This window comes from Paenibacillus sp. FSL K6-1122 (assembly GCF_037977015.1).
GTDB classification, from domain to species: Bacteria; Bacillota; Bacilli; order Paenibacillales; family Paenibacillaceae; genus Paenibacillus; species Paenibacillus amylolyticus.
The window spans coordinates 1,082,616-1,100,493 of the sequence record NZ_CP150272.1 but is presented as its reverse complement, the minus strand read 5'-3'; the positions used below and the strand labels follow the sequence as shown (position 1 = coordinate 1,100,493).

Here is a 17,878-nt window from a genome sequence, read left to right as displayed (position 1 = left end):
AAAGGCACACATAACGGCGCCGGACGTCCGGCGCCATTACCTGTGTCACTTGCTGCATAGTAGCTTAACATTTGCTGACTCAATCTCTATACCTGTCTGATGAATGACGCTGGGCAAACCCGTGACCAATCTTATTTCATCGACTCAGATAATTCTGTGAAAATAACACCCAGCGCATACGCACCAGCATCCGGGTAGCCCAGACTACGATCACCGACGGCACCTGCACGTCCCATACGTGCCACGATGTCTTCGGTTTTCTTCGCACCTTCAACGGCGGCTGCTGCACCTTTGGCAAATGCTGTTTTGAAGTCATCGCCAGACTCCGCACTTTGAGTCCAGGAATCGGCACACGGAACGAGTGCATCGATCAAGGTTTTATCACCTACAACGGCACCACGTCCGAAGGAACGTTCTCCTGTAGACTGAATCCCTTGCACCGCTGCATGGATCATCTCGGCGAATTCAGCAACGTTTAATTGCTGTTTATCCCCTACTGCTTTGCCAGCCGCACGGAATGCCGAACCCCAGATTGGGCCGGATGCGCCGCCACAATATTCCATGATGACCAAGGAACATGCATCGAGGAATGATCCGATGTCTTTTTTATCTTCGTTAATGATGTGATTCCATTCGCGTTTCAACTGGCGGAAGCCTTTTGCCACACTCATACCAAAATCGCCATCACCGGCATGGGAATCCAATTCACAGAATGGTACTTCATTCTTGATGATGATCTCACCCATTTTATCGATCAGATAGACGACATTGTCCAGTGAAAATTGATTGCCTTTGATGACCGCAGCTGATGCATCCGTCTCCACTTCGTAAGATACAGGAGCGTCTTCACCCACAACAGCTTCCAGCGCTTCGGAATACGCCACTTGTGCTGCTGGAGGGCCGGATACTTTAAATGCAGGTGTATCACTTTCCTTGAACAACAGCGTTTTTAGTTCATCATCCAGTTTCAGGATCGTAACCGACGCACCCGCCATATCGATACTTGTCATGTAGTTGCCTACAAACGTAGTAGCGACCTTCAGACCTGCATGTCCAGCAAGCTCACGCTGAACGGTATTGTTGAGCAGGTATAGTTCTTGCAGTGGCGTTGCACCAAAACCATTCACCAGCACCGCAATCTCAGCGGATGCATCCTTATCCAGCTTCATGTCTGCGAGCAATGCTTCGACCATACGTCCTGCCAACTCATCCGCTGATACCAATTTCTCACGGCGAATCCCTGGCTCACCATGTATCCCTACGCCGAATTCCATCTCATCTTCAGCAATTTCGAATGTAGGCGTGCCTTTGGCTGGCACGGTACAGGATGTGAATCCAAAACCAATACTGCGCACGTTCTGAGCTGCTTTCTCAGCAACGGATTTCACATCTGCAAGACTGCGGCCTTCTTCGGCTGCTGCTCCGGCAATCTTGTGAACCAGTACAGTTCCGGCAACACCGCGACGTCCAACGGTATACAAACTGTCTTGTACAGCGATGTCATCCTCAACACGCACATACTGTACGTTGATGCCATCTTCTTCAGCCAGATGTGCTGCATTTTTGAAGTTCATCATGTCGCCGCTGTAGTTCTTGATGATCAGGAGTGTACCCTTGTTGCTGGCTGTTGCCTTGATCGCTTGATATACCTGGATTTGGGAAGGAGATGCGAATACATCTCCACATACCGCTGCATCCAGCATCCCTTTACCGACATAACCAGCGTGAGCCGGTTCATGTCCACTGCCGCCGCCACTGATCAGACTGACTTTATCCGCCTGGATCTCTCTGCGTTTGATGACTTTATATTTTTTCAGAAATTCAAGCTCCGGGTGGGCAAGCGCAATCCCGTTGCACATTTCCATAACAACATGTTCGGCCTGGTTAATAATTTTCTTCATTATTTTACCTCCCGGCGAGCTGCTTTGTACTCACGGCCCATGCGGTCAGCCGCTGCAATGGCAGCAGCCACTTCAGGAACAGTGATTGGGAACGGCATAGCGTGAATGGATTCTTCCGGAATACAAGCGATCTCTGCCACTTTCAACAACTCTTCCTGACTAATCGTGTCTACACCGATATCCGCCAAGCTGATCGGCAGTCCCACTTCGAGACAGAAGTCCATGACTTCATGCAGCTCTTCGGTTGGTGCATTTTCAAGGACGAGCTGTGCGATTGTACCAAACGATACTTTTTCACCGTGGAAGAAATGATGTGTGCCTTCCAGAACAGTCAAACCGTTGTGAATTGCATGTGCTGCGGCCAGACCGCCACTTTCGAATCCAAGACCAGACAACAGAATGTTGGTCTCAACGATGTTTTCCAGCGCTTGTGTCACGACGTTACTGTCACTCGCTACTTTTGCTTTTGCACCGTCAGTCAGCAACATTTCATAACACAGTTTTGCCAGTGCAAGCGCCGCATTGGTACCTACTGCAGATGGGGTATATCCTTCGCGGGAACCCATTGGCAGACTTGCGTTTACACGGGAATAGGATTTTGCTGTTGCTCTTGCTTCGAAGTATGTAGAGAGCGCATCTCCCATACCGGATACGAGGAAACGTGTTGGTGCATTGGCAATTACCGTTGTATCAACGAGTACCACACTTGGGCTTTGTTTGAAGTAAGCATAGTCATCAAAAGAACCATCCGGTGTGTACAATACAGCGGAGTGACTTGTTGGTGCGTCTGTTGCCGCAATCGTTGGGCAGATGATCAGTGCTTCGCCTTCTGCTACACATTTGGCCGCATCAATGGCTTTACCACCACCAAGACCGATGGTAGAGTCACATCCTTTTTCCTTCGCGATCGCTTGTAGACGAGCAACTTCCTCACGGGAACATTCCCCTTTAAAACCGCTTTCAACAAACGTAATATTAAATTTCTCGGCTGTTGCATCCAGCTTTGCTTTGACACGCTGTACATCATCTGGATGTGCAATCAGCAAAGCAGATTCTCCGAAGGATTTAACAAAGTACCCCAGGTTCAACAACTCGTCTTCGCCTTGTACATATTTAGTTGGGCTGATAAATGCTTTTCTCATAATATTATATGCCTCCTAAGGATATGAAATAGTGTAGTGATTACATCAAATTTTAATTTCTTACAATTGACCTTAATATAACGCATGAGCAACAGGTTTACAGTGGACTTTGATAACAAATTATTATAATTTACAATCGTAATTTTTTGCTTTTTGGCACAATCATGGTATCTTATTGTCATGAGATGGTTGAATTTTGACCTCCCATTATACATTACCCGTCATCATTACATCTTAATATGTACAACTTGCTAACTTTTAACGGCCTAAATTATGAATCTGGTTAGCCTATGGAGGTTGCACCAATGATCAAAGAATATCTGCATATCAATAAAATTCTGGACCTAAATAAATGGAAGCGTCTACAAGATTCTCTCGCAACAGTAACCAAACTGGCGATCCTCACCGTTGATTATAAAGGCATTCCCGTAACCAGTCACAGCAGCTGTCAGGCTTTCTGCCAGAATGTCCGTAAAGACCCGGAGCTTCTCCCCTACTGTCAAAAATGTGATTCACGCGGTGGTCTGGAAGCCGTTCGATTGAATGAACCTTATGTGTATTTATGCCATTTCAATATTATAGATATCGCGATTCCGATCACGATTGATGGCAAATATATCGGCGCCGTCATGGCAGGACAAGTGAAACTCGCCGATCCGGAAAAGGGTAGCGACTTGGAGCAAATTGTCACGTCCAAAAACGTACCCATGCATGCAGCCAAGCTGGAGGAATTAAAGGATGATTACGCCCAGCTACCTGTGATGACCTATGAAGAGATTGTGAAAATCTCTAACATGTTATCCCTGCTCTGCAACTACATTGTGGAAGAAGCGCTAAACAAAAATCTGTTAGTTGAAATGTTCGAAAAAGCTTCAGGCAATCAGGAGACTCTAAACCTCTCCACCATTCTGCCGGGTTACTCCATTCGTAATATCGAGTCGATCAAAAAAGAGATGACCAATGCGATAGCGGATGCTTATCTGAAGAACAGCCCAAGTGACACGGAAAGCTCCAGCCCGGTGCTTCAGCCTGCTTTTGAATACATTCACAGTCACAAGAGTGAACAAGTTTCACTCAAACAAATGGCCGATCTATGCCACCTGAGTCCGAGTTATTTCAGCAGACTGTTTGCCAAGGAAACGGGTGAGAACTTTACCACCTATCTGGCAAAACTCAAGATAAAGTGGGCCAAGCAATTGCTGGAGGTCACAGACATGCCTGTCTCACAGATCAGTGATGAGCTGGGATTTAATGAATCGGGATATTTTATCAAAATATTCAAAAAGTTCGAGGAAATTACGCCTGCTCTCTATCGCAAATACCTCCAGGAGAAGATATAGATTCACTGATACTTTTTTCGTATCAAAGATGAGGTTAAAAGATATTTCACCTATTAATCTGCCATTGTTACAATGGAGTCCAGATGACTTAGGGAGGCGACATGAATGGAATATCGCAAATTAGGAAACAGTGGATTAACCGTCAGTGAGATTTCACTCGGCAACTGGATTACGCATGGAGCGCAAGTCGAGGATGGAATAGCAGAAGCTTGTGTGCGAACCGCATTGGATGCAGGTATTACCACATTTGATACCGCAGATGTGTACTCCAATACCAAGGCAGAGTCCGTACTGGGACAGGCTCTTAAGGATATACGAAGAGAAAGTATTGAACTATGCACCAAAGTCTGTCACCCAACCGGCACAGGTCATAATGACCGCGGACTTTCACGTAAACACATCATGGAAGCCTGCAATGGTTCATTGCGGCGGCTACAGACGGATTATATCGATGTCTATTACGCTCACCGTTATGACTACAATACTCCGCTGGAAGAGACTTTTCTGGCATTCTCCGATCTGGTGCGTCAGGGCAAAGTTCATTACATTGGCGTAAGTGAATGGAACGCAGATCAGATTGCAAGAGGAGCCGCTTTGGCGCGGGAACTTCATGTCCCCTTCATTGCAAGTCAGCCCCAATATTCGATGTTGTGGCGTGTGATTGAGCAAGAAGTCGTACCTGCAAGCGATCAAGCAGGACTGGGACAGATCACATGGTCTCCTCTTGCTCAGGGTATACTATCAGGCAAATATGCGCCTAACGCAGCATTGCCCACCGGATCACGTGCAGCTGCTGAGGCAGGAGCACCCTTTTTCAATAAACTGGCTGGTCAGTGGTTACGTGAAGATGTTCTTACCGCTGTGCAACAACTTGTTCCACTCGCTAAAGAGATTGGTCTAACTCTCCCCCAACTCGCTGTGGCGTGGGTTCTTCAGCATACGTATGTTAGTTCCGTCATTATCGGTGCATCCCGGCCGGAGCAGGTATTGGAGAATGTAAAAGCTTCTGGTGTGAAACTGGACCCTGCGATCATGACTCGTATTGATGAAATATTGAATCCGTGGATTGAGCGTGATCCAGCCAAGACGGGTTAAACACATTCATCAACAATGCCCATAAAGCGGGACACTACTTCCTGATTCATATCCGTCCGCCATGCCGTATACAACGGTACGGAGGGCGGATTTTCTTCTAATGGAAGAAAGACTACACCCTTACGCTGGAACACATCCACCGATGACGGAACAATGGAAATGCCCATGCCCGCCGCAACGAGATTCACAATCGTATACATCTGGATCGCTTCCTGCGTAATTCGAGGATCTACGCCATGCTCCCTGCAATAATCCAAAACGAGACGATGGAACGGAGAACCCAGATGCCGTGGGAATAAAATAAAATCTTCATCCGCCAGTTCTCGAATTGAAACTTGAGTCTGAGAAGCCTTCGGGTGTTGATCTGGCAATACGGCAATCAACGTTTCCATCTGACAGGGGCGGAACGAGACATGACGAGTATCTTCCTGATATCGCAAAAATCCAATATGGATCTGTCCGTCTTCCAGTGCCTGCAATTGTTGGGATGAAGTCATCTCACGCAGCGTCAATTCAATCTGCGGATATGCAGCGCGAAATTTCCTAAGAACATCCACCATAATGCTCCCCGAAGCCGAATCCACAAAGGCTATGGTTATATGCCCGATGATGCCCTGATCTGCCTTTTGTGTAAGCTGAATAGATCGTTCGAGCTGGGCCATGATCAGTCTTGCCTGTTCCAGAAATACGGCACCTGCCGGGGTGAGACGAACCATTTTTCTGGTGCGCTCCAACAACTTCACGCCAAGCTCATCCTCTAAATTCTGAATCTGCTGGCTCAGCGGTGGTTGCGTCATATTTAATTTTTCCGCTGCACGGTGAAAATGAAGTTCTTCTGCCACGGTGATAAAGTATCTTAACTTCCGAATATCCATAAGCCAATTGCGCATCCTTCCGTCTACCTTGTTAATTCATCTGTTCCTGAACCCAGATTGCCGACTCAGCCAGCATCGTCATCAATTCATTAAAGTCCACAGCAATCTCCCGCAGAGGAGTTTCCCCTGCATCGTGGATCAACATCATTATCTTGCCTGAACTTTGATCCAGTATAGCCGTACTTCCTTCACCAAATCCACCAATCGGGAAAGGTTGGAGGTCAGCTGGCAGCTCGTATTCTTTCTCATATTCACGGTATACTTCCAAAAAATCCGGATAAGCCCAGCTCAGTTCTTTCACCGAATACAAGGCAGGGTCGCCGAAATTACATGCACCGAACTCAAGTAAAAGTGCGCGATACGCTGCGGGCAGTTTTACATTATGCTTTTGCTCAAAATCCTCAATGCTCTGTTGTTTCTCAGGAGTACATCCATCTCCCATTGTTGTATCGTAGGCTTTTACCAAAAGATCACGAATCGGTTCCAATTCTATTGACGTCACTTGAACTCCCCCTTAAGGTACTTTTCTCCACTGATCAGCTGTTGTGAATTCAATAGTTCTCCTTGAAGCGCAACACCTTACCCAAACAAGAGTCGAGCATTAAAATCAACTTCTTATCTCACCTGTTTACGCAACTCTTGATCCAGCCATTCCAGTGCTGCACGCAGCTTGTCCTGAGGAACTTTCTCATAACGATCACCCGTAGACAGTTCAAAGGCACAGCTGTTCCCACTTGTCTTGTTCAGATATGAAGTCATTCCTATCCCATACTGCTGAGCCATTTGCACAAGAATTGGTTCAACTTCGGCAGCAGCGAGCGCAAAGTGCACATGGAACATATTGGATACAGGTACCTCGGGCAACGTTTGTATCCCGTGACACGCATTCAGTAAGAAGGCGAGTTCTTGAGCCTGCTCGTAATACAACTCCATTTTGCCAATCCGTTCATTGAAATAATACTGAGAACTCAGAATATACGGATACAGGCCAATCAGATCTCCGCCGTGCCGACGTTTCCATACTTTCGATTCTTGCATCACATCCGGATCACCCGCCAATATAGCCCCCGCAATACCTCCAATGCCTTTGTAAAAGGAAACATACACCGTATCAAACAGACTGCAAATCTCCGCAGGTGTTTTCTCATAATAGGGAGTGATCTCAAACAGGCGTGCCCCGTCCAGATGTAGCTTAATCCCGCGTTCACGGCAATAGGCTGAGATCGCTTCCAGTTCTTCATACGCCGGTAATTGCCCACCAATCTCACGTTGTGGCAGTTCTAACAGCAGACAGGCAACGTCCTGATCAAGCGCTTGTACATCTTCCAAACGAATCAAACGATCCTTGTCCGCAAGTAAAATTGATTCAATCTGATGCAACTCTTTCAGTCCGTCTTCCTCATGGATTTCCAGATGACACAGAGGGTGATAAGCTACTCGTTTTGCATCTTTGCGGTCACACCAGATCCGTAATGCAATCTGCTGCGCCATCGTTCCGCTTGGGAAAAACACCGCCGATTCCTTGCCGAGAACGTCAGCCATCTGTTGCTGAAATTCTTCAATGAGTGGGCCGTTGCCGTAGTGGTCACTGAACACCTCTCCATCGATCTGGTCCAGTACGTTCTGAAGTACCTTCACTTGGCGACTGCCATGACCACCTACAATAAAGTCTGCCTGATTAAATGCATCACCCAACGTTAACGCAGTTTCTTTCAAGATCACTCACTCCTTTATAGTGCATGTTCATAAACGGACTTTTGAACAACCTCTTATAGGTCTGGTTCTGTAATAATCTCAACCAAAGCGCTGAGTGCACTAGATATATGTTCACCACGGGAATACACAAATCCTACTTCCAACCGACAATAGGGATCAGGCAAAGACATCACCGCGATCTCACCTCTTAATTCTGCTTTGGTAACCGAAGAACGTGGCAGCAATGATACGCCGAGCCCGGCAGATACACCATTCAGAATCGTGTCCAGTGTTCCATATTCCATGATGTTAAGCGTGTGGATACCCTGATCGTTCAAAAAGGATTCCGCCTGAGTGCGATGAGTGCATCCGATCTCAAAAAACAACATCGGCCTGGACAATAACGTGTACATCTCATGTACTCCAGGTTCAGCGATCAACACCAATTCCTCGTCATACATCTTCATATAATTCAGCTCAGGATGATCAATTGGGCCATATATTAAGGCTCCATGCAATTCATGTTGGATAACCTTCTGGTTCAGTTCATGGGTCCCACCCGTGACAAGCGAATGCTGTACTTCCGGGTAGCATGAAGTATATTCAGCCAAGAGCGGCGTCAGAAAAGTAGAAGCTGCTGTCTCTATGGCACCTAGACGAAGCATACCAGCTGGTGGGTTACCCACTTGTGTGGCCTGCTCTGCTTCATATAATAATTCCAATATTCTATCCGCATACCCAAGCAGGTTCTCGCCTGCTGGTGTAAGCGACATCCCTCGATTGGAACGATGAAATAGCGGTACTTGCAGTTGAGTCTCCAACTGTTTAATCCGTGCTGTTACATTGGACTGCACATAATTAAGTGAGAGCGCAGCTTTACTGATACTACCTTCGCGGGCAACCGCCTGAAATATTTTCAAATCACCTGCATCCATACCCTGATCACCTGCTCGTCATTATATCGGCATTCTGCATCATCCGATTCATGCAAAGTGCTTATCTATTATTTTCAATGATACTGACAATCATTTTTGTTCATTTTACGTGAATCTGCTCCGTCTGTACAATGAGGCTCAGTAGTGAAATCTAGCTACACAGACAGGAGGAATATTGAACATGAAAGCTATTGTCCATTCGGCCCAGAGCGGCCTTGCAGGTCTTCAATATACAGAGTCAATCTCTCGGGCACCAGAAGCCGGGGAAGTGCAGATTCAATTAAAATCCGCTGGTATCAATCATCGGGATCTATTCATCATGGCAGGACGCGGCCCTCAGGACATCCCACTCGTTCCCGGTTCCGATGGAGCAGGTATTATCGTAGCGATTGGCGAAAGCGTAAGAGGGTTCGCGATAGGAGATGAAGTCATTATCCATCCTACGCTCGGTTGGGAACATGCATCTGAAGTGCCCATCGTACCCGATATTGTTGGTGGCCCTACGGATGGAACGCTCGCGCAATATATAACGTTGCCTGCTGAAAATGCCCTGCCTAAGCCAGCCCACCTATCCTGGGAGGAAGCAGGTGTGCTGTCCCTTTCAGCCCTGACGGCCTATCGCGCCTTATTCACTCGCGGTGTATTGAAGAAAGGTGAACATGTGCTCATTCCCGGTATTGGCGGTGGTGTTGCAACCTATGCCCTGCTCAAGGCAGTAGCGGCTGGTGCCACGGTGACCGTCACCTCCAGAAGTGAAGCCAAAAGAAATGAGGCACTGCGCTTGGGTGCTACCCATGCATTGGATAGTCATGCCGATTGGAGTAGGCAGAACGATCTGGAACCTGTGGACATCATCTTGGATAGCATCGGACAAGCCATGTTCCCAAAATATTTTGATATAATCAGACCAGGTGGACGTATCGTGATGTATGGTGCAAGTTCGGGGGATGATCTGACCCTACCGATTCGCTCTATCTTCTTCCCGCAGATCAGTCTGATCGGCACCTCTATGGGCAGCCGTGAGGAGTTTATCCAGATGCTGCAATTCGTGGAGCAACATGACATACATCCTGTAATTGATGGCGTATATCCGTTGCAATACGTAGCAAAAGCATTCGAACGCATGGAAAAAGGCGAGCAGTTTGGTAATCTGGCTATCCTTATGGAGTGACATCTATTTTGAGATGGGCCTTCATGAATTGTTGAAAATTGATTAACGATAATGGGGTGAATCCATCTGACCCGTCTCGCTAAACGTATACTAATTGTTCTTATTACTATTATCATTGTGGCCCAAATTCCTATGTTAAAAGAAACCTTAGCCCGAGGAGTTACTACGTTATATGTGAAGATAAAGTATCCCGAACATTCCTTTCAATTCCAAGACTTCATCTACGAGTCTCATTTCGGAAACTATATCATTTCTTATACTGATCAAGACGAACAACGCATTAGTCTGATGCTTGAGCCCAATTTTTTTCCGGCGCTCATTACGTATGATCCATTGAATCAACCCATGGAATGACTAGTTTGTTCACGCTATGAATCATTCAGGAGGTATCGATATGGACAATAGATTACATTTGGTAGAATTGGTTCGCAAACTGATGGACTCTGAAGGAACGGAAGCCGAGTTGGATGACATGTTAACGGAGCTACAGCAGCAGGTTCCACATGCGGAGATCAGTAATCTGATTTTCTGGGATGATCGAGACCTGACGCCTGAACAGATTGTGGAAGAAGCCTTGGCTGCCCGTCCCATCATTCTCCCGCCCAAGCCATAATATTCTTCAGGAGGTGAACGATAGGATATGTCTGACATGTCTGATATGAATCATAATAACAACAATGTACACCCTGATTTTAACGAAAACAGCGGAGAAGAAAACATATTAGTCAGAGGAGCCGCCTTTGCTATTCTTGTTGCACATCAACAAGTTAATGGTGCAGCATCGGCGCTAGAATCGCTTCAATCCGATCCTGATTTTGGCTCTTCTGCAATGCGGGTACTGCAATTGAAACAAGGAAGTAATAATCAATAAACCAAGTTTACCCTCCCTAATTTCCATAATTTCGTTATAATGGTAAGCAAGACACCATGCAATTGGAGGAGAATTATGGAAACGGAAGCTTTACGCAACGTGGAACAACTAGCTCTGAAGAAACACAAGATTTACAAACAAAGTTTAATCAGGTACCTCGCACGCTCCATGCTGGCCAGTATGTTTATCGGATTCGGCGTCATCGTGGCGTTTAAGACAGGTAACTTCTTTTATATGGAGCAGTCCCCATTTACCTATCCGATGGCGGCAATTACGTTTGGCGCGGCCATCATTCTGATCGCCTATGGCGGGGGTGACCTGTTCACGGGCAATACGTTTTATTACACGTATGCGGCGCTGCGCAAGAAACTGCGCTGGTTCGAAGTGATCAAACTGTGGATTGCGAGTTATAGTGGTAACCTGATGGGCGCAGCTGTGTTTGCCCTGTTAATCTACCTGACCGGATTGTTCGACTCGTCTCAGGTGAACGGTTTTCTGTTAAGCGTGGTGGAGCATAAGATGGAAGTTCCAACCATGCAGCTCTTTTTCCGGGGAATCCTGTGTAACTGGCTTGTATGTATGGCGTTCTTTGTCCCGATGTTCATGAAGGAGAATGGAGCCAAAATGTTTGCCATGATGCTCTTTGTGTTCTGCTTCTTCATCTCGGGATACGAGCACAGCATCGCCAATATGTGTACGTTCGCGATTGCACTTGTGCTGAATCACCCGGGGACGATCTCATTTGAAGGTGTGCTTCACAACCTGGTTCCCGTGACCTTGGGTAATCTGGTGGGTGGTGTGCTGCTGATGGGCTTCATGTATTATGCGGTGAACAAACCGTTTCTGGATGAAGAGACACATTAATCTCTGGCAAAAAAAGCCCTCCTTCCGGCCCGGTCCTTCGACCGTGGCTAATCGGTAAGAAGAATCCAAAACACCCCGGCATCCTTCCCATCTCAGGGAAAAGGTTGCCGGGGTGTTTCTCTATAGGCAGGCTCACGGATAAGCCGCCTGCCCTCCACACGCATAGCCATGTGATACACAATCACATGGCTCCAGGGGGTGGGTCGGCAAGCAGGCCGCAATCAGGTTGCCCTGTGTTGCCCGCTTGCCAACCCATCCGTGGCTTAGAAGTACTCCCGCCACGGAGTATATTCAATATCGTTGTCGCCGCGCGTGACCACGATCATATTCTCAATTTTGCCCGTCTCCTTATTGGTACGGTAAATCATCGTACGTGTCTCGCCTTCTTCCGGCACGGAGAACAGGAATTTGTCCGCGACGAAGGAAGAACCAAGTCCAGTGGCATGTTCTGTAAAGGCAGAGCCCGTCTTGCTTGTGAGCAGCAGACCAATCCCGTAGGCTGTAGCCGTTTGTGCTGCTTTGCCAAAGAGATGCTCGCCTTGACTGGTCGTGTGCGTTTGCTCCGAATACCTATACTTTTCCGTATCCTTGCTATAGTCCACCACATTGCCCTGTTTATCCAGACTGATGGTGGTTGTTTCGCCCTTGTCGCTTTTCACCTGATACGTACCTACGATGGAATCCTCAGTTATTTTCATCGTCTTGCCCGTATTGGGGTCAGTCTGATAGATTACATCTTCGTACTGAAGCCGAATGATGTTCATGCTGGCCTGAATCTGCTGCGCCAGTTCTTCGTCACCCATCTCTTTGGCTTTCTTCAGCATTTCCTCATAGTTCTGGTATTTCTCGGCATCCTTCTCATCCCATTCATCCATGTTCTTTGGTGGACCTGGCGTTTTGTCCAGATCATCGCCTTTATTTTTGCCCATGGTTGATAGCGCCCGCGCTGCGGTCAGCGCCGTCATGATTGCCTGGCTCACCGCCTCTTCATCTGTCGTGCGGAAACGCTCGGCAATCTTCTTAAGCTCCGACTGAATGGACAGAACCAGTTCCAGAACAGATTTCATCGTGCCTTGAGCCGTTGAATAATCGTTATAAAAACGCTCACGCTCCATGCCATCCCAGTTGCTGCGCATGACACTCATCTTGCCGTCCAATGTGGACATGAAGCCCGATAATTGCTGATGTGCCTGAGCGAACTGCCCACTGACCGTCTCCAGTTGTTCCGGTGTCACCTTGATCTGTGTCATCCTGCACACTCCTCTTCGTGGTCATTATATCCCGTGGTTAACCAATGTGTTGCCCGAACAGAACTCTCCCAGATCTCGACCAACTTGTCATGATCCTGTTCCCGATATTCAACGACTAACATGTCCAACGTATGCTCCTTTTCTATTAAAAGTAAAAGGTTATGTAAAAGCCCGATCCTGGGATCGGACTTGTTTAATACATCAAATTTGAAATAACTCTACGTTTATTTTACCATGTCCATCATTCAATCTGTACCCATAATTTCCAATCTTGAGTCAACGTTCTACCCCCGTTTTTGGCTTCCAACGGAAGGTTGCTGCCGATTGGGAAGGCAGTATATATCGAAACGAATCTCCGCTCATGACTACATCAAAGGAAACTTCTGCCTCACCCGTGTTAGCTGCAACCAGCACCATCGTTCCATCCGGATTGCGGAAGGTTACGTTCTCGATCTTGCCCTGTTCTTGCGTGGAAGCAACTCTCAAAGCTCCCGGACGTACATAACGGCTGATGTGGCCTAACGCATAATACTCGACATTTCTAATGATTTCATTATTCTCCGAGTCAATCGTCACAACCCCACGACAGTTCTCACAGCCACCATTCGTAGGTCCACCTTGCGGATCGAGTGCGATGTTCCAGAGCAGCACATTTTTTGCCCAGTTGCGAGGTGCACCAATGATGAGATTGGACATCTGCCAGCTCAGATTCTCGCCAAAATCAGGACTCCACTCCCCACCACTACATTCGGTAAAATAAATATTTTTGTCTGGGAAGCGCTCATGCACTTCCGACATGGCAGATGGATCACCTGCATAACAGTGGAAAGCAGATCCATCGATATATGCAGCAGCCTGCTCATCACCAAGCACCTTGCTGGTATATTCAACCGCCTGATCCCAGTTATGATCATACGCGATGATTCGCGTGTCCAGTTCTGCATCCTGTAACGCCGGGCCGAGATAATCGCGAATGAACATCGCTTGTTCTTCGGATCCCATACTCATACTCGGATATTTATCCGAGGTGAACTCCGGTTCATTTTGCAACGTCATCCCGTAGATGGGAATGCCCTTTGCCTGATAAGCTTTGATATACTTCACAAAATAGCTCGCGTACGCTTCATACACCTGGGGATCGTTGTAATCCAGATACCAACCGTTAGTAGTCTTCTCCCCATACTTCATCCAGGCCGGGGCCGTCCACGGTGTGCCCAGCACTTTAAGATCCGGTTTCAAATCAGCTACACGCTCCAGCATATTCACAACTTCCTGATCCTTTTCGATCGAAAAGGAATCCATGTCATAGTCCTTGCCAGACTCGATATCATCATAGGTATAACTCGAAGCCACACCTGTTTCATCTACCGAATAATCGGAGGCACCAATCGTATGACGCACCATATCCATGTTCAGCCCTTCTGTTGTAAACAGTTCCTTCAGCAGTTGCTCTTGCTGTTCCTCTGGGAGCTCGTTGATCAGATGTGCCGATGAACCCGTCATCGCTGCGCCAAAACCAGCCATGGTCTGATACGTCTTGTCCGGGTCAATCTGTATGGTGAACGCCGACGAAGAAATGTCTGGCTCCTGCGTTGAAGAAACTGAAGAACTTGGGTCTGCATCATGGTGATCGGTGATTGGAATGGGCTTCTGTCGTGCAAGCAGATTTTGCTGATCTCCCGTGGTTAACCAAACTTCGGCCGTTCTCTGTTTGTCCACAACCGGTGGCGGAGCGGGTTGTTCACTTCGGTTGAAGATAAGCCAGATTCCTATACCGACAAAACAAACAGCAGCGATCAACAGGATCATCCATCGTTTGGGATATTCTCGCCAACCTATGTTTATCATGCTTCACTCTCCTTCCATTGCGGAAAAAGCCGCGGCCACTAGGCCACGACTCATTTTCCTAATCTATATGAAGTAGAACAAACTGCATTTAACGAAATAACTTCGCCGGGAGAAAAACCTTCCAATCTCCCTTATTGAACTTTATTTACCGGACTTGCTTCCGATATTCACACTGCCTGTCAGACGGATATCATCCGATGCACTGCCAACATACACTTGGACTTTACCCTTAGGCATTACCCATTCATGCGATGTTTCATCCCAATAGGACAATGCGCTGCGATCCAGTTGAATGTTGACCCGTTGTTGCTTGCCTGCTTTCAGATCAACCTTCGCCCAGCCAGCAAGTTGTTTCTCCGGGGTCTCGACTTTGGTTGGCAGATTGCCAACATAGACCTGTACAACTTCTGCACCGGCAACTTTACCGGTATTACGCAGATTCAGCGATACTTCTACAGTTTCCTTATCGCCTTTACCTGTGTTTTTCACATGCAGATTACGATAATTAAAATCGGTATAAGACAGTCCGTGTCCAAAGGCAAACGCCGGTGTCATGCCTTCTTTGTCATATCCTTTGTAGCCTACAAAGATACCTTCGGAGTAGTTACCCACCCCATTCACACCCGGGAATTGTTCCGCAGTGGATACCGGGGTCTGGGAATCATCTGATGGGAACGTCACTGGCAACTTACCGGATGGATTCACATCACCAAACAGCACACGTGCCACTGCATTACCTTGTTCCTGACCTGCATACCAAGCCTGAACGATGGATGGCACTCCTTTTTGCCAGGAATCCATTTCAACAGCGCGACCACTCATTTGCACCACGATCGTTTTGGGATTGGCTGCTGCTACCTTGCGGATCAGCTGCTCCTGGTTATTCGGCAGCTCCAGGTCGGAACGGTCGACGTAACCTTCACTGTCATACGTACGAGTTACCACGACGGCAACATCGGATTTTTTCGCCAGCTCAACTGCTTTTTGCATTTTAATATCCACAGCGTCGTCTGGAGCTTCCCAGCCGAAACGAACCTGTGCACCCATATCATGATTGGTCTGTACCGGGAAATCCGTACGATACTCAATTCGAATATTGTGGGACTCACCTTCTTTGAATGTGATTTCTTTCTTCGTTGTACTCAATGTTTCACCTTGATTGTCTACGAGTAATTTATCATCCACATACAGTTTCGCAGAACCTAGACTGGTCAGGGACAGTTTATATTCACCCGTTTGAGGTGCTGTGATCGCCCCTGTCCAACGAGCAGACATTTTGGCATTGAATTTCGTAGGTGTCACTGGAAGCTTGGAAGACTGTGCGTTAAAACCTTCATAGTTGTAGAATCCAAGATTCATGTTGACCTGATGATCTGTACGGACCAAAGAAGGATTACCCTCCATATCTTTATTCGTCCAGTATTCAGCACGCAGACCGTATTCCGCACGATCTGTACCATAGTCTCTTTCACTTTCCTGAGCATCCGCTGGTGATAAAAGAGTAGAAGGTACGGCGGATGGTCCATTAAATGCATCTCCTGCGGAGATAGGATCCGTTCCGGCAGCATATTTTACATCCACACCGTTACCGGCACGGTTACGAATGCCTTGAAGTGGACTTACAGTATACGTCGGATTAACCAGACTGCTACCTCCACCAGCAGCAGATGCGTTATCTGCATCCGGACCGATGACAGCGATGGATTTCACGTTTTTCTTGGACAGCGGCAGCACATTATCGTTGTTTTGCAAAAGAACCATGCTCTCTTCTGCAATTTCACGTGCCTGTTTGCCGTCTTTCTTAGCATTGATTTGTGTATTCGTTACAGGGTTATCGAACAGCCCTTTATCGAACATTTGAAGCAAAATGCGTCTAACCTTCTCATCAACGGTTTGCTCGCTGACTTCGCCATTGTTCACGGCTTCCAGCAATTTGTCTCCCCATTTGCCGTAAGGCTCTCCCGGTGTCTCCAGATCCAGACCCGCATTGGCGGACTTGGCTGTGCTGAAGTTTGCACCGTAGTCACTCATGACAAACCCTTCGAAGCCAAACTGATCCCGAAGGACATTGGTCAGCATCTCCTTGTTCTCACAAGCATATGTACCGTTCACCTGGTTAAATGAACACATTGCTGAACCAAGATCCGCTTTTTCGACCATCGCCTGGAACGGACGTGCATAGACTTCCTGAATGGCACGTTCGCTGGCTGTTGCATTGGTCGTGAAACGTTCCGTCTCCTGGTTGTTCAGGATATAGTGTTTCGCTGTAGCGATAACTGGATTACTTTGAATCCCGTTCACATACGCTGCACCCATGCCGGAAGCCAGTAGCGGATCTTCCCCGAGAGATTCGAAGTTCCGGGAACCCCATGGTGTACGTGCAATATCCAGCCCAGGGCCGAGCACTACATTATGTGTTGTATCATGTGCTTCCTGACCGATCAGATCGCCATATTTCTTGGCCAGATTGGTATCCCAGGAAGCGGCAAGCGCGATGGGTGCAGGCAATGCCGTGGACTTTTTGTCCTGCACATCCGGGTTAGCCACACGTACTCCTGCGGGTCCATCTGCCATCTGTAATGCCGGAATGCCGAGGCGCTCCAATTCATCATTATAGAAACCATAATAGTTATTTACTTTACCGGTTACGAATCCAACTTTCTCCTCCAGCGTCATCTCCTTGAGCAGCAGCTCGGTGCGTTCTTCCGCTGATAGAGATTTGTTCATCCAAGGCCGATTGGCCCCAGATTCCGCCTCCGCGGCGAAGGCGTGCAGCGGCATAGCCGCAACCGCCACGATGATTAATAACATAAACCATCGTTTGAGGAAAATCAGATTGAGTCTTCTGTTCATGTTGTAAGTTCTCCTTCTCTCTTGATCATTTTTCTTGT

16 protein-coding genes are annotated in these 17,878 nt (G+C 47.4%); 6 read left to right on the top strand and 10 right to left on the bottom strand.

What is annotated here, in order from left to right; all coding sequences use genetic code 11:
• Positions 1–131 precede the first annotated feature (131 nt).
• Together dhaK and NSQ20_RS04880 are read right to left on the bottom strand one after the other, a co-directional pair.
• Entirely contained in the window at positions 132–1,901 is a 1,770-nt protein-coding gene (gene dhaK / locus NSQ20_RS04885) for a dihydroxyacetone kinase subunit DhaK (RefSeq protein WP_340031979.1), read from the bottom strand.
• Positions 1,901–3,043 (bottom strand): glycerol dehydrogenase, encoded by a 1,143-nt coding sequence (locus tag NSQ20_RS04880; protein WP_017690500.1) that lies wholly within the window; start codon positions 3,041–3,043, stop codon positions 1,901–1,903. Before NSQ20_RS04880 ends, dhaK begins: the two co-directional genes overlap by 1 nt.
• Before the next feature lie 305 nt (positions 3,044–3,348).
• On the opposite strand from NSQ20_RS04880, the gene NSQ20_RS04875 reads away from it, so the two are divergent.
• Entirely contained in the window at positions 3,349–4,383 is a 1,035-nt protein-coding gene (locus tag NSQ20_RS04875; protein ID WP_100527698.1) for a PocR ligand-binding domain-containing protein, read from the top strand.
• A gap of 105 nt (positions 4,384–4,488) precedes the next feature.
• Positions 4,489–5,478, top strand: coding sequence for an aldo/keto reductase family protein (locus NSQ20_RS04870; protein WP_253505796.1), 990 nt, complete (start codon positions 4,489–4,491; stop codon positions 5,476–5,478).
• On the opposite strand, the gene NSQ20_RS04865 is transcribed toward NSQ20_RS04870, so the two are convergent.
• From NSQ20_RS04865 to NSQ20_RS04850, 4 genes are all read right to left on the bottom strand, one after another.
• Positions 5,475–6,368 (bottom strand): LysR substrate-binding domain-containing protein, encoded by an 894-nt coding sequence (locus NSQ20_RS04865; RefSeq protein ID WP_340031978.1) that lies wholly within the window; start codon positions 6,366–6,368, stop codon positions 5,475–5,477. The two genes, NSQ20_RS04870 and NSQ20_RS04865, sit on opposite strands and share 4 nt — an antisense overlap.
• A 16-nt stretch (positions 6,369–6,384) precedes the next feature.
• A complete protein-coding gene (locus tag NSQ20_RS04860; protein WP_340031977.1) occupies positions 6,385–6,855 on the bottom strand; it encodes an SMI1/KNR4 family protein in 471 nt (156 codons plus the stop codon).
• Positions 6,856–6,968: 113 nt separating this feature from the next.
• Positions 6,969–8,069 (bottom strand): beta-eliminating lyase-related protein, encoded by a 1,101-nt coding sequence (locus NSQ20_RS04855; protein ID WP_340031976.1) that lies wholly within the window; start codon positions 8,067–8,069, stop codon positions 6,969–6,971.
• Between the two features lie 53 nt (positions 8,070–8,122).
• Positions 8,123–8,983, bottom strand: a complete 861-nt coding sequence (locus NSQ20_RS04850; protein ID WP_101314612.1) for a LysR family transcriptional regulator — start codon at positions 8,981–8,983, stop codon at positions 8,123–8,125.
• Between the two features lie 181 nt (positions 8,984–9,164).
• On the opposite strand from NSQ20_RS04850, the gene NSQ20_RS04845 reads away from it, so the two are divergent.
• The 4 genes from NSQ20_RS04845 to NSQ20_RS04830 all read left to right on the top strand — a co-directional run bounded on the left by NSQ20_RS04845 (position 9,165) and on the right by NSQ20_RS04830 (position 11,889).
• Entirely contained in the window at positions 9,165–10,154 is a 990-nt protein-coding gene (locus NSQ20_RS04845) for a zinc-binding dehydrogenase (RefSeq protein ID WP_340031975.1), read from the top strand.
• A 394-nt stretch (positions 10,155–10,548) separates the two neighbouring features.
• Positions 10,549–10,767, top strand: coding sequence for a hypothetical protein (locus NSQ20_RS04840; RefSeq protein WP_282319340.1), 219 nt, complete (start codon positions 10,549–10,551; stop codon positions 10,765–10,767).
• A gap of 27 nt (positions 10,768–10,794) precedes the next feature.
• Positions 10,795–11,025: a hypothetical protein gene (locus tag NSQ20_RS04835; RefSeq protein ID WP_340031974.1), complete on the top strand. Its 231-nt coding sequence runs from the start codon at positions 10,795–10,797 to the stop codon at positions 11,023–11,025.
• Between the two features lie 75 nt (positions 11,026–11,100).
• Positions 11,101–11,889 (top strand): formate/nitrite transporter family protein, encoded by a 789-nt coding sequence (locus NSQ20_RS04830; protein WP_017690511.1) that lies wholly within the window; start codon positions 11,101–11,103, stop codon positions 11,887–11,889.
• A gap of 263 nt (positions 11,890–12,152) precedes the next feature.
• Here the strand turns inward: NSQ20_RS04830 and NSQ20_RS04825 are convergent, their stop codons facing one another.
• The 4 genes from NSQ20_RS04825 to NSQ20_RS04810 form a co-directional block, all read right to left on the bottom strand.
• Positions 12,153–13,139: a WXG100 family type VII secretion target gene (locus NSQ20_RS04825; RefSeq protein WP_340031973.1), complete on the bottom strand. Its 987-nt coding sequence runs from the start codon at positions 13,137–13,139 to the stop codon at positions 12,153–12,155.
• Positions 13,136–13,261: a hypothetical protein gene (locus tag NSQ20_RS04820; protein ID WP_282615757.1), complete on the bottom strand. Its 126-nt coding sequence runs from the start codon at positions 13,259–13,261 to the stop codon at positions 13,136–13,138. Before NSQ20_RS04820 ends, NSQ20_RS04825 begins: the two co-directional genes overlap by 4 nt.
• Before the next feature lie 154 nt (positions 13,262–13,415).
• A complete protein-coding gene (locus tag NSQ20_RS04815) occupies positions 13,416–14,987 on the bottom strand; it encodes a glycoside hydrolase family 30 beta sandwich domain-containing protein (RefSeq protein WP_338707827.1) in 1,572 nt (523 codons plus the stop codon).
• A 141-nt stretch (positions 14,988–15,128) separates the two neighbouring features.
• The gene (locus NSQ20_RS04810; protein WP_340031972.1) at positions 15,129–17,840 is read right to left on the bottom strand and encodes a glycoside hydrolase family 3 C-terminal domain-containing protein; all 2,712 of its coding nucleotides are present in this window, start codon (positions 17,838–17,840) and stop codon (positions 15,129–15,131) included.
• Positions 17,841–17,878 lie beyond the last annotated feature (38 nt).

Excerpts from the sequence above, each read along its gene's own strand:
- NSQ20_RS04825 (WP_340031973.1), bottom strand. The coding sequence starts at position 13,139 with ATGACACAGATCAAGGTGACACCGGAACAACTGGAGACGGTCAGTGGG.
- NSQ20_RS04865 (WP_340031978.1), bottom strand. The coding sequence starts at position 6,368 with ATGCGCAATTGGCTTATGGATATTCGGAAGTTAAGATACTTTATCACC.
- NSQ20_RS04845 (WP_340031975.1), top strand. The coding sequence starts at position 9,165 with ATGAAAGCTATTGTCCATTCGGCCCAGAGCGGCCTTGCAGGTCTTCAA.
- NSQ20_RS04830 (WP_017690511.1), top strand. The coding sequence starts at position 11,101 with ATGGAAACGGAAGCTTTACGCAACGTGGAACAACTAGCTCTGAAGAAA.
- dhaK (WP_340031979.1), bottom strand. The coding sequence starts at position 1,901 with ATGAAGAAAATTATTAACCAGGCCGAACATGTTGTTATGGAAATGTGC.
- NSQ20_RS04835 (WP_340031974.1), top strand. The coding sequence starts at position 10,795 with ATGTCTGACATGTCTGATATGAATCATAATAACAACAATGTACACCCT.
- NSQ20_RS04820 (WP_282615757.1), bottom strand. The coding sequence starts at position 13,261 with ATGTTAGTCGTTGAATATCGGGAACAGGATCATGACAAGTTGGTCGAG.
- NSQ20_RS04870 (WP_253505796.1), top strand. The coding sequence starts at position 4,489 with ATGGAATATCGCAAATTAGGAAACAGTGGATTAACCGTCAGTGAGATT.
- NSQ20_RS04850 (WP_101314612.1), bottom strand. The coding sequence starts at position 8,983 with ATGGATGCAGGTGATTTGAAAATATTTCAGGCGGTTGCCCGCGAAGGT.
- NSQ20_RS04810 (WP_340031972.1), bottom strand. The coding sequence starts at position 17,840 with ATGAACAGAAGACTCAATCTGATTTTCCTCAAACGATGGTTTATGTTA.
- NSQ20_RS04840 (WP_282319340.1), top strand. The coding sequence starts at position 10,549 with ATGGACAATAGATTACATTTGGTAGAATTGGTTCGCAAACTGATGGAC.
- NSQ20_RS04815 (WP_338707827.1), bottom strand. The coding sequence starts at position 14,987 with ATGATAAACATAGGTTGGCGAGAATATCCCAAACGATGGATGATCCTG.
- NSQ20_RS04875 (WP_100527698.1), top strand. The coding sequence starts at position 3,349 with ATGATCAAAGAATATCTGCATATCAATAAAATTCTGGACCTAAATAAA.
- NSQ20_RS04880 (WP_017690500.1), bottom strand. The coding sequence starts at position 3,043 with ATGAGAAAAGCATTTATCAGCCCAACTAAATATGTACAAGGCGAAGAC.